At 58.5% G+C, this 12,249-nt stretch carries 10 protein-coding genes; 5 read left to right on the forward strand and 5 right to left on the reverse strand.

Going from position 1 to position 12,249, the window contains the following annotated elements; genetic code table 11:
• Positions 1–56: 56 nt before the first annotated feature.
• The 5 genes from HP556_RS06445 to HP556_RS06465 form a co-directional block, all read right to left on the reverse strand.
• A complete protein-coding gene (locus tag HP556_RS06445; protein WP_175366330.1) occupies positions 57–1,667 on the reverse strand; it encodes an ABC transporter substrate-binding protein in 1,611 nt (536 codons plus the stop codon).
• A gap of 341 nt (positions 1,668–2,008) precedes the next feature.
• Complete coding sequence (gene pdxR / locus HP556_RS06450) at positions 2,009–3,514, reverse strand: MocR-like pyridoxine biosynthesis transcription factor PdxR (RefSeq protein WP_175366331.1); 1,506 nt, start codon at positions 3,512–3,514, stop codon at positions 2,009–2,011.
• Positions 3,515–3,720: 206 nt separating this feature from the next.
• Positions 3,721–4,827: an ABC-type transport auxiliary lipoprotein family protein gene (locus HP556_RS06455; RefSeq protein WP_175366332.1), complete on the reverse strand. Its 1,107-nt coding sequence runs from the start codon at positions 4,825–4,827 to the stop codon at positions 3,721–3,723.
• A gap of 1 nt (position 4,828) precedes the next feature.
• Positions 4,829–5,608 carry an ABC transporter ATP-binding protein gene (locus tag HP556_RS06460; protein ID WP_120287014.1) on the reverse strand — a complete coding sequence of 260 codons (780 nt, stop codon included), beginning with the start codon at positions 5,606–5,608 and terminating at the stop codon, positions 4,829–4,831.
• A 2-nt stretch (positions 5,609–5,610) separates the two neighbouring features.
• A complete protein-coding gene (locus HP556_RS06465) occupies positions 5,611–6,744 on the reverse strand; it encodes an MlaE family ABC transporter permease (RefSeq protein ID WP_420878649.1) in 1,134 nt (377 codons plus the stop codon).
• Between the two features lie 438 nt (positions 6,745–7,182).
• Here HP556_RS06465 and HP556_RS06470 point away from each other — a divergent pair, with 438 nt between their 5' ends.
• The 5 genes from HP556_RS06470 to HP556_RS06490 all read left to right on the forward strand — a co-directional run bounded on the left by HP556_RS06470 (position 7,183) and on the right by HP556_RS06490 (position 12,142).
• Positions 7,183–7,581 (forward strand): translational machinery protein, encoded by a 399-nt coding sequence (locus HP556_RS06470; RefSeq protein WP_175366333.1) that lies wholly within the window; start codon positions 7,183–7,185, stop codon positions 7,579–7,581.
• A 77-nt stretch (positions 7,582–7,658) separates the two neighbouring features.
• Positions 7,659–10,061: a phosphoketolase family protein gene (locus tag HP556_RS06475; protein WP_175366334.1), complete on the forward strand. Its 2,403-nt coding sequence runs from the start codon at positions 7,659–7,661 to the stop codon at positions 10,059–10,061.
• A gap of 9 nt (positions 10,062–10,070) precedes the next feature.
• Positions 10,071–11,270 carry an acetate/propionate family kinase gene (locus HP556_RS06480; protein WP_175366335.1) on the forward strand — a complete coding sequence of 400 codons (1,200 nt, stop codon included), beginning with the start codon at positions 10,071–10,073 and terminating at the stop codon, positions 11,268–11,270.
• Between the two features lie 79 nt (positions 11,271–11,349).
• Complete coding sequence (locus HP556_RS06485) at positions 11,350–11,574, forward strand: hypothetical protein (protein WP_175366336.1); 225 nt, start codon at positions 11,350–11,352, stop codon at positions 11,572–11,574.
• A gap of 25 nt (positions 11,575–11,599) precedes the next feature.
• Positions 11,600–12,142: a GNAT family N-acetyltransferase gene (locus HP556_RS06490; RefSeq protein ID WP_175366337.1), complete on the forward strand. Its 543-nt coding sequence runs from the start codon at positions 11,600–11,602 to the stop codon at positions 12,140–12,142.
• The last annotated feature ends 107 nt before the right edge of the window (positions 12,143–12,249 follow it).

The following is a 12,249-nucleotide window of genomic DNA, read 5'->3' on the forward strand; positions in this document are numbered from 1 at the left end:
CGTTCAGGGCCGGCGATGCAGCACAAGGGCTACATCGTCGGGTCGTTCGTCTTCGCTTACTTGCGGGCGAGATCGCGGAAGTCGACTTGGCGGTGAAACCAGTAGGTGTAGCCATCGAGTTGCGGGATCGTCACGGCGTCCTGGTTAGCCTGCCACAAGAGCACCAGCGGAATTTCCTTGACGTATTCCGCGATCATCTGCTTGCCCATCTCATCATACTTGGCCTGATCCTGCTCGAACCGAGCCTGATTGGCCAGTTTCACCACCAGCTCGTCATTCCAGGAGCTGTAATTCCAGCGCTGGTTACCGGTGAAGAAATTGCGGAAGAAGTAATCGGTGGTCGGCAGCCAGGCGGTGGAACCTTCGGTGAAGAACGGCAGCTTCTTCTCGGTGATCTGCGTCGACATCTGCGAGTCCGGCAGCTTCTGCACGTCGACCTCAATGTTGAGCTTCGCCAGCGCCTCCTTCAGCAGCGCCGCCATCGGCTCGGTGACAGCGGCGGAGCCGACATTGATGCTGAAAGTGGTCTTGAAGCCCTTCTCGAAACCGGCTTCAGCCAGAAGCTGCTTGGCCTTGGCCATATCGGTCTTCGCCGGCATCGGCTGCGGGAAATCGGCATTCGGCGGCGACGTCCACGATGCGCCGAACAGCGGAAAGCCACGTTTGAAGATTGCTGCGCTGAACATGTCGTTATAGGGCAGCGCCATGGCGATGGCCTGACGGACCTTGAGATTGTCGAACGGCGCCATCTGCGTGTTGAAGGCGATCATGGTGAAGCCGTTGGTCTGCGGCGTCGATTCCACCTTGACCTTGCCGCGCTGTTGCAGCGACGGTACGTCGCTGGCCTGCAGATCGATGGCGATGTCGGCATCGCCCTTCTCGATCAGATTGGCCCGCGTAGCGGGATCGCCGATGGTCTGTTCGATAACGCGCTTGAAGTAAGGAAGCTTGCCGTCACGACCGCTCTTCCAGTTGTCGTTGCGCTTCAGGATCAACTGTTCACCCGGCTTGAACATCTCGACCGTGTAGGCGCCCGAGCCGGCGGTATTGGTCTTCAGCCATTCCTGAGCCCAGGGATCTTCGGCTGTCGCATGCTGCTTCGCGAGCTTGCTGTTGAAGATCGGCGCCAGCGGTGTGGCGAGATTGGCCAGCGCCAGACGATCCGCTTTGGGTAGTGTTACAGTGATCGTGCGATCATCGACCATCGCGAACTGCTCGGCCTTGGTCAGCGATCCCGTGCCCATTTGCCCTGCAGCAATAGATTTGGCCGTGACGGCACGATCGAGCGACCATTTCACGTCTTCTGCGGTGACGGGCGTGCCATCGTGCCACTTGGTATCGCGCAGCTTGAAGGTGATCTTCAGCCCGTCCGGGCTGACCTCATAGCTCTCGGCCAATTCGCCGCGGATCTTGCTGCGGTCGAATACCCAGACGCCGTTCTCGTCGCGCTTGCGGTCGAAGGCCACAAGGCGGTCATAGATGCTGGTCGAGACGCCGAACGCCTCGCGCGTCGCCCCCGGCGTGGTCGGGTCCAGCGTGGGGATATTGTTACCGGTCACCTGACGCAGCGTCTCCGCACGCGTCTGCGCCTGTGCCGCCGCTGGTGTGAGCACCATGAGCAGCACGCTGCCCGTCAATCTCAACAAACGTCCGCGATCAGCCATCATCTGCCACCGTCCCCTGTCGAACCTCGTTCTGCAAATCTTGGCGCGTCGCGCGCATCCGGATAGAGCCAGACTCGCTGGAAACGACTAGGCCAGATTGCCGGACGCAGCGTAACGCGCGAGCGATGGGCCAAGGTGCTTGGTTACAGTGCAAATGCTGCACGCGAATGCAGCAACGATCCCATCGGCGCGCCGATCCATTCAGACGCAGGATGTGCGGCAGTTATCGCGCTATCGATGGTTCGACGCGATCGCGCCTTGGCGGCGGCCGGGAGCACCCCGCCGAAGATTGCGCAATTCGCGGGCGCGTGACCACTGCCGGGAAACGCATATGGCGGATCGGATTATTTTTTCGCTGCAGATGGCTTCACACCGAGAATCTGCGCCATTTTCGCGATCAGGCGCGTCGCATCGGTGGGCTTGAGGCGGCCGTAGCCCAATACGAGGCCGGCATAGATCGGCGTCTCCAGATGGTTCTGCGATAGCGGCTGCACGTGGAGACCCGCTTGCTTCAACAACCGTGCCGCCTCCACATCGCTCATCCGCGCCTTCAGGCGCTCGGTGAACAGAGCGACGAGATGAAGACCGGTTGCGCAGGGAGCGACGGTGAGATCATCAGGCAAATACTGACGGATCGCATCCATCAGGGCCTTCTGCCGCTCCGCATAGACTTTTCGCATGCGGCGGAGATGGCGCAGCAGATGGCCCTCGCGCATGAATTCGGCGAGCGCGCGCTGGCCGATGCCGGAACTGTGCACGTCGATACGCGCGCGGCCCTTGGTGAAGATCTCGACGAAGCGCTCCGGCGCGACGATATAGCCCAGGCGCAAGCTCGGCATCATGATCTTGGAGAAGGTGCCGAGATAGATCACGCGCTGCTCGCGGTCGAGCGACTTCAGCGACGCGATCATGCTGTCCTGATGTCGGAACTCGGAATTGTAGTCGTCCTCGACAATCCAGACATCGTTGCGATTGGCCCAGTCGAGCAATTCCAGCCGCCGCTCCAACCCCATGCTGACGCCGAGCGGATATTGATGCGACGGCGTCACCACGATCAGCTTCGCCTTCGGCGCGCGGCGAATGCCCTCGGTGACGCACAGCCCCTTGTCGTCCACCGGTATCGGCACCAGTTTACCGCCCGCCGCTGTCAGCGACCACTGCGCCTCGACGAAGCCCGGTTCCTCCACCCAAACTTCGTCGCCATGATCGAGGATCATGCGGCTGCACAGGTCGAGCGCGCTGGAAGTGCCCGAGGTCACGACGATCTGCTCAGGCGTGCAGACGAGACCACGTACCGCGCCGAGGAAATCCGCGATCTCGCGCCGAAGCTCGGGAAGCCCGGCCGGGGACAAATCGAGGCATTCCTCCTTGTCGGGTTGCAGCGACGTCTGGCGCAGCAACCGAGCCCAGTCGCCGAACGGAAAGGTCGAGATATCGGGCGCACCGGGGCTGAAATCGGACGCCCAATTGGTCTCATAGGTGAAGCCAATCAGCGACTGCCAGCGCTGAGAGATGGGACCGGCGATACGAGAGGTATCCGCAGACACGTCCACCGGCGATGCCGCGTTGCGGCTCACTGCGGCGACCGAGACACCGCCGCGCGGCATCGATTCCAGATAGCCTTCGGCGTAGAGGATGTCCCAGGCACTCAACACCACCATGCGCGAGCAACCAAGCTCGCGCGCAATCTCCCGCGAACCGAGAAACTGGGTGCCCGCCGGCAGCGTCCCGTGCAGAATCCCGTCGCGCATCTGCGCCGCGATTTGCTGGGGCAATGCAACTGACGAAGCCCGGTCAAGACGGATGCCCGCCAGCGACATCCGCCTCCTCTGGCCAGTGGAATTCTGCATGCGAAACGGGGCCCGGACAAACGATCAAGATGAATGCGACCGAACACGTAGCAGCACGGAAGGCTGGACGTCCACATCGCCCGTACAACCCCGATGGCCGAGCTCGCCAGGCGCCCTGCACACGGGTTGAGATCGGAGCCAAGACGCTTCCAGCCGCTAAAATCTCGATCGCAAAGCGGACAAGCCAACCATTGCTGATTCCGAAGTCAGAAACTCTGGGTAGTCCAAGAGACGAGCTCTTTGGCAAGGCTTGAGAAAGCGGAGTCGAAAGCCCGAACGGTTCCTGGTGCATCCAGCTTTTCGATCCTCTGGCTCTGGCGAAATATCCGTGAAGCCATGACCTTTCCATCCTTATCCAGAATCTTTGTAGACAACTCAATTTCTGCCGCAGGTGTTTCATCAGGCCCAACGTCAAATCGTCTGACATCGATCAAAAGCTGATAATCGGGCTGAACGCCGTCCAGCGGCCGCGTGGGTGCATGTGTTACGTCGTAGTTTTCGAAACTCTCCAAGATCTTCGCCTGGATGAGCTTGGGGATGCTGTCTGCCCACTGCGCATCGGGGAAGGCCGCCGTGTCCTTGGGCTGCGAAAACAAGAATCGTTGCGTCTGCAAAAGGACGACAGCTGTTGGCTCGGGTATCGCGAACTGCCCCTTAAGTATTTTGGTTGGTGCCGGGAAATCAACAGCAGCGCGAAGATTATAGGTCACCTTAGATACCGGAGAAGCGCCGCCGCCCGTCATTCGCTCCAGACCGCTGACAATTCCGTCGAGCTTTCCAGTGTTGCGAGCGAGTCCTTCTGAGAACACTTGAAGATTGGCGATCGTGCTTTTGAGCGGCGCGGCATTGTCCGCCAGAACGCCGTCGACCCGCCCAAGGGCATCGCGTGCCGCTTGTGTCATACTGCGGCCAGCGCCGGGTTCGGCTACCAGCATCGTCACGGGAGCGGAATTCGTCAACAATTTACCTCCCTCCAATGCGATTACCGGCACCCCCGTCAGTCCCTGGAAGTCCAATCCCACCTTTGTGTCACGGCGAACGGGAGTGGTGTTCACAACCGAGATGCTTGCATTGACGCGACTGGGGCTATCGGCCGCCAAATCGAGACGCGTCACCTCCCCTACGCGAATGCCGTTAAAGAGCACCGCGGCGCCCACCAGCAGACCCGGCACAGAGCCGTCGAACTGAATCTGATAGGTAGTCCGCGGACCTGAATTTCCGGTGCTATGCAGCCAGAATATAAAGCCGAATACCGCAGCGATAGCTGCGAGAACGAATGCGCCGACGATGACGAAAGGAGCGCGCGTTTCCATATCAAATCGCCTTTGGTTGGAGCATGAGGGAGCGCTTGCCGTGGAAATAAGCCTTAACCCATGGATGCTCGGATCGAAGCAGCTCGCTCATCGGTCCGATCGTGACGATTTTTCCATCAGCCAGGGCGGCAACGCGATCACAAACGGTATTCAGACTGGCGAGATCGTGCGTGACCATGAAGACCGTGAGTCCCAGCGTCTTCTGCAACGTCTTGATCAGCGTATCGAAATCGCCAGCTGCGATAGGATCGAGGCCGGAAGTCGGTTCATCGAGAAAGACGATGGCCGGATCCAGCGCCAATGCGCGTGCAAGCGCGACTCGCTTTGTCATGCCGCCGGAAAGTTCCGACGGAAACTTGGCACCGTCTTCCGGCGCGAGACCCACCATTTCCAGCTTGGCACTCGCAATCTCGGTCATGAGCTCGTCCGAGAGCGTTGCATTCTCGCGAAGTGGAAACTCGACGTTCTGCAATGCCGTAAGTGACGAGAACAGTGCCCCCTGCTGAAACAACACTCCCCATTTTGCAGCGACATCCCTTGTCCGGCGCCCGGGCGTCAGACCGATATCGCTCCCCATGACCTCGATCTTTCCGCTATTCCGCTCAATCAAACCAATCACGGTCCGCATCAGCACCGATTTCCCGCCACCGGAGGCACCGACCAGCCCCAGGATTTCGCCGCGCCGAACATCGAGTGAAAGACGATCGATGACGATATGGCGACCGAAACCGACAACTAGGTCCTCAACATGAATGGCAAGATGTGTATCTGTCTCCTGCATCGCTACATTCCTATCGATGCGAAGAACACGGCGAATAGTCCGTCGAGAACGATGACGAGAAAGATCGATTTGACGACGGATGTCGTTGTTTGTTTGCCTAGGGATTCAGCGCTCCCTTTTACGCGGAGCCCCTCACTACATGCGACGATCCCGATCACCAGCGCCATGAATGGTGCCTTGATGATACCCACTTCGAAATGCGTCACCGAAATCGCCTCATGTAACCGGGCTATGAATGTTACCGGCGACATTCTCCCATAAAACCATGCGACGAGGCCTCCCCCGTAAAGCGCCGCGACCGCCCCCACGAAGGCTAGGATCGGCAACGCGACGATCAACGCGACGACGCGAGGCAGGATCAGCACATCGACCGGATCAAGACCCATCGTCGATAGAGCATCAATCTCCTCGCGCATCTTCATGGAGCCCAGTTCAGCGGTGTAGGCGCTCCCGGATCTTCCGGCGACCATGATTGCAACGATCAAAACCCCGAGTTCACGCAACACCAGGATCCCGACCATATCGACTACATATGCCTCCGCGCCGAACTTGCGGAAGTGGAAGATACCCTGCTGTGCGATGATGGCACCGATCAGAAATGTGATCAGGACCACGATCGGGAGCGCCTGCCAGCCAACCCGATAGATCTGGTACACCAGCGATGTCAGCCGAAACGATCTCGGGCGGCGAAGCACACCGACAGCGGCCAGGCAAATCGCGCCGAGCATTTGAAGGAAAGCCGACAGATCCAGAACTGCAGCCAGCGCCGCCCGACCCAGCATTTCCAATCTGTCGGCGATGGAGTTACGCTCTGTGGGATCCGGATTACGTCGTCGATTGACCTGTCTCAATTCCTCGATCAGATCGATATAGTCTTCTGCAGCTCCCACAATGTGCGCGCGTTGGCCGCCGCTGGCCAAATGTCGCGATAATCGCTCGATCAGCCAAGCGCCCAACATGTCGAGCTCCCGGACGCCGGACATGTTCACGGTTACCGACCGTGCCCGCGCGAGCTGCGGCGCTATGCTGGCAGATAGTTGCTCCAGAGTTGCCGCATTGACGACGGTCCAACTTCCTGTCGGGCGTAATTCGAGCTCATCGCCACTGGCGCTGGCTATCAGCAAAGGTGCACTCACGACGATCTCCTGCGCTTATGCCAAAATAGGCCAGTGGAGGCGCCATCGAGCATCGTCAGCAGGACGACACGCGGGTTGAAGTGGAGGCTACATGTTGGGTGACACGGATCGCCCTCAAATCATACAACGAAGTTCCTTCAGCCTGATCACCGGAACGAAACTCCGTTTATCGTCGGCCTGTAACTTATCTTCGGAACTTACGCCGCTCTGGCGGTTTGGATGAAGTGAACTAGATCATCACGCGCGTTCTGGTCTTTTTCCATTAGATCGTTTCTGACGTGACGGCTGTTTGACGTATGTCAAACGGCCGCTCGCCGTTTGCCGTACTGTTCTGCGACGATATTCTGCAACAGCAAGCATGTACCTGGCTTCTGCAGAGGATAACACAGCTGCAAGAGCAAGTTAGACGCGAAAGCAAATCGCAAACAAGGAAACAGGATGCATCATTATCATGCGGTCGTTTGGATCGACCATCGCGAAGCGAAGATATTCCATGTCGGCCTCACCGGGACAGATCAACTCGATCTTCATCCGACGTTCGAGACACGCCACATTCATCACAAGGCCAACGAAATCGGAAGCGGTCATGTCCACGAAGACAAGGGGCTGATGAAAGATGTGGCGGGCGCGGTGAGTGATGCCGGTGAGATTCTGATCATTGGTCCGGCGCAGGCGAAAACCGAACTGGCGACCTATCTGCGAGAGCATACGCATATCGGCAGCCGCATTGTCGGCGTCGAGGCCGTTGACCATCCCACCGATGGCCAAATCGTCGCTTACGCAAAGAAACACTTCAAGATCGGCACATTGCGCGGCGACGCGCCCGCAAGCCGCTGAAATTTACGGCAAAGCTATTGCGAATATTGGCGGCAAATATTTTGCCGCTGCGCGGCGACTGGATCAAGGTGCAGCATATGCCACGTTATGGAGAAGCTTTCCTCAGTACCGGCGAGGTGCAATTGATTGATCGCTATTGGCGCGCCGCAAATTACCTGTCGGTGGGTCAGATATATCTGCTCGACAACGCCCTGCTGCGCGAGCCGTTGCGCAAGGACCACATCAAGCCCCGGCTGCTCGGCCATTGGGGAACCACGCCTGGGCTAAACTTCATCTACGCGCACCTGAATCGCGTTATTCGAGCCCACGACCTCGACATGATCTATATCTGCGGCCCCGGCCATGGCGGCCCGGGGATGGTAGCAAATACATATCTGGAGGGTACCTATAGCGAGGTCTATCCGGACATTACCCAGGACGAAGACGGACTGCAGAAACTGTTTCGACAGTTCTCGTTTCCGGGCGGCATTCCCAGTCATGCGGCTCCGGAAACTCCCGGTTCCATCCATGAAGGCGGCGAACTCGGCTATGCGCTGATACACGCCTATGGCGCAGCCTTCGACAATCCCGACCTGATCGTCACCTGTGTCGTCGGAGACGGAGAAGCGGAGACAGGCCCCCTCGCCGCGTCATGGCACTCCAACAAGTTCTTGAGCCCGAAGCATGACGGCGCGGTACTGCCCATTCTTCATCTCAACGGTTACAAAATTGCCAGTCCCACCGTGATGGGACGGATGAGCGACGACGAAATACGCCATCTGTTTCATGGCTACGGTCATGAACCGATGTTCGTCGAGGGCAGCGATCCCGCCATGATGCACCCGTTGATGGCACACACGCTTGAGCGCGCGATCGACAGGATTCGTGCGATCCAGGCTTCCGCTCGTGACGGTCGCGCAACGGTGGATCGGCCGAAATGGCCCATGATCGTCATGCGCAGTCCAAAGGGCTGGACCGGCCCCAAGGAAGTCGACGGCTTGAAGGTCGAAGGTTTCTGGCGCGCTCACCAGGTACCGATTGTCAATCCGCGCGGCAATCCCGAACATCTCAGTCTGCTCGAAGAATGGATGCGCAGCTACCGGATCGACGATCTGTTCGACAAAGCCGGCCGGCTGCTACCTGAGTTGCAGGCTCTGGCGCCGCAGGGGCGCCGGCGCATGGGAGCGAATCCTCATGCCAACGGCGGTTTGCTGAAGCGCGAGCTGAAGCTGCCCGACTTCCGCGACTACGCCATCGATGTTCCCCATCCCGGCGGGACCGAAGGCGAAGCGACCCGCGTGATGGGGCAATTCCTGCGCGACGTCATCAAGCTGAACGCAGCTGCGCGCAACTTTCGCATCATGGGTCCAGACGAGACAGCATCCAACAGGCTCGACGCGGTATTCGACGTGACCGAGCGCGTCTGGATGGAAGGAATCGAGCCGTATGATGTCCACCTCGCCCAGGACGGCCGGGTGATGGAAGTGCTCAGCGAGCATCTTTGCCAGGGCTGGCTGGAAGGCTATCTGCTGACCGGCCGCCACGGACTGCTGTCCTGTTATGAGGCCTTCATCCACATCGTTGATTCAATGTTCAATCAGCACGCCAAATGGCTGAAAGTTTCCCGGGCGCTACCCTGGCGACACCCCGTTGCCTCTCTCAACTATCTTCTGACATCCCATGTCTGGCGCCAGGACCACAACGGCTTCAGTCATCAGGATCCGGGCTTTGTCGACCTGGTTGCCAACAAGAAGGCCGATATCGTCCGGATCTACTTCCCGCCCGACGCAAACACCCTGCTCTGGATCGCCGATCACGTGCTTCGGACGTATGACCGCATCAACGTCATCGTTGCCGGCAAGCAGCCGTCGCCGCAATGGCTCGGCATCGAGGAAGCTGCGACTCATTGCGATGCCGGAATCGGTATCTGGCCATGGGCTGGCACCGAAGACACAGGCAGCGAACCGGATGTCGTGATGGCCTGTTGTGGCGACGTGCCTACCCTGGAAACCATGGCCGCGGTGGACCTATTGCGGCAGGCCGTACCCGACTTGAAGATCCGTGTCGTCAACATCGTTGATTTGATGACGTTGCAACCCAAGACGCAGCACCCGCACGGACTGGATGACCGGGACTTTGATGGCATGTTCACCCGGGACAAGCCCGTGATCTTCGCCTTTCACGGTTATCCCAACCTGATCCACCGCCTGACCTATAGCCGCGCCAACCATGCCGGCATGCATGTGCACGGCTTCGAGGAAGAAGGGACGACGACCACACCGTTCGACATGGTGGTACTGAACCGGCTCGACCGCTTCCATCTCGCCATCGATGTCATCGAACGCGTTCCTCGCCTCGGCATCACAGCAGCGGCGATCAAGCAGCAGTTTCGCGACAAGCTGCTGGAGCACACAACTTATGTGCGCGCCCATGGCGAAGACATGCCGCAGATTCGCGATTGGAGCTGGCCAGACCGCTTCCCCAAGCACACCGCCGACTGAGGACAAGCGATGCCTGATGCCGTCCTTGTCGTGAATTCCGGCTCCTCAAGCATTAAGCTTGCGCTATTCGATATCGTATCAGATGGAGAGCCGAGATTGCTCTGCCGGGGGAGTCTGGACGAGCACGACGCCGAGCCGCGCCTGACGATCAGGGAGACCGACGGGGCCATTCTCTATGATCGGCATCGCAAGGTCGCGGACGGCCACGGAGAAGAACTGCTGCTTGATGCGTTGAATTGGGTCGATGGCTATCTTGCCAGTGACGATCTGGTTGCAGTTGGTCATCGCGTTGTCCATGGCGGATTGGCCTTCGCAGCGCCGGTTCGATTGACGGGATCGATAGTCAATGAGCTTGAAAAACTGACACCGATAGCGCCACTGCATCAGCCACGCTGTCTATCGCCGATACGTGCGATCATGACCGAAAGGCCGGAACTGCCCCAAATCGCCTGCTTCGACACGGCGTTCCACCACTCACTTCCCGCCTCCGCCACCCGCTTTGCCATTCCACGCCAGCTCCATGACGCCGGCATCCGCCGCTATGGATTTCACGGCCTATCATTCGAGTTCATTGCCGGACGATTCCTGGAACTCTCACCATCTTGCGCCGAGAAACGATGCGTTGTCGCGCATCTGGGTAGCGGCGCCAGCCTATGCGCCATGCGTGGAGGCGCCAGTATCGACACCACGATGGGCTTCACACCGCTCGACGGCCTGGTGATGGCTACCCGCTGCGGCGCCATTGATCCCGGCGTGCTCCTCTATCTGCAGCAAGAGCGCGGAATGTCGGCAACCGACCTCGAAAATCTGCTCTATCGAGAATCCGGGCTACTTGGAGTGTCGGGACTATCAGGCGACATGCGAGCACTGCTTGCCAGCAAAGACCCGCATGCCTCCGACGCCATCGATCTGTTCGTGACGTCCATCGCCAGAGAAACAGCGATGATGGTCAATAGCCTTGGTGGCATGGAGTGCCTGATCTTCACAGGGGGGATTGGAGAGCACGCACAGGAAATTCGACGGCGCGTTTGCGAGCGGATGAGCTGGCTTGGCTTAACCGTCGATGCAGACGCAAACGATGCAGGATCCGCGTGCATCAGCACTTGGGATAGCAGTGTTGAAATACGGATCATTCCGACGAACGAGGAATTGGTCATCGCGCGTTATTGCGTAAGGAACCTAGCTGATAGCATCTCCGATCCAGCCTAGGAGATCCACCGTCTGCTTCAAACTACCGAGAGACATTCGACGGGCTACCCATCTGCACCATATAACCAACGAGGCCCCCATGATAAATCTTGAAACATACGCACATGGCATCAGGGAAGCTCTGGACGAATGCCACGAGCACATGTCGCCTATGGAAGCTGGCGAACTGCAGATCGGCAAGCGCGCCAACGGTGCCGATTGGCAGGACATAACGGCCGAGACAATCGATCGGCACAAGAAGATGATCACCACTTACGAAGGTATTTTGAAGGTGCTCTCTGCCAAGCTGCAGGGCAGTTTTTAATGCAGGATCGAGCCACGAGCCACACATGAACGCAGTCGGTGGATCAGCTCGTCCTTACCCGGTCGAATGGGAGCGACATCTCGTTCTCAATTCTGACTGGAGAATTTTTACGCGGCCGATCACGGCGGCGGATGAACCTCTGGTTCTGACGCTTCTCTCCCGCGTTAATAAGGGCGATCTCAGGCTTCGATTCTTTGGTGCCATCAAAGAATTCTCCCACCCGTTTCTCGTAAGCTTGACGCAGATTGATTATGCCAAGGCCATGGCATTCATCGCGTTCGATGAGGCGAGCCAGGAGCCGCTTGGCGTCGTCAGGATGCATCGTAAAGATGACGGCGTTTCCGGTGAATATGCCATCCTCCTTCAATCGGACCTCAAAGGCAGAGGGCTCGGTTGGGCTTTGATGCAGTTGATTATTGAGTATTCCCGCTCCGAAGGGCTTAAACAGATCGTTGGCCAGATCATGCGCGAAAACACGATCATGCTTCAAATGTGTAGGGAGCTGGGTTTCGAAGTCATGGCCGACGCAGAAGATCATGGAATTTATGATGTCACTTTAGACCTCTGAATAAATGTGCCGCCTGGAATCCGGCATTCCGAAAGGCGACCTCGAACACTCAGTAAGGCCGGACTTCCGGATCAAAAGCGTTTTATGACGATGTCCGCTTTGCGCCA

This window comes from Tardiphaga robiniae (genome assembly GCF_013359755.1).
GTDB lineage: Bacteria > Pseudomonadota > Alphaproteobacteria > Rhizobiales > Xanthobacteraceae > Tardiphaga > Tardiphaga robiniae.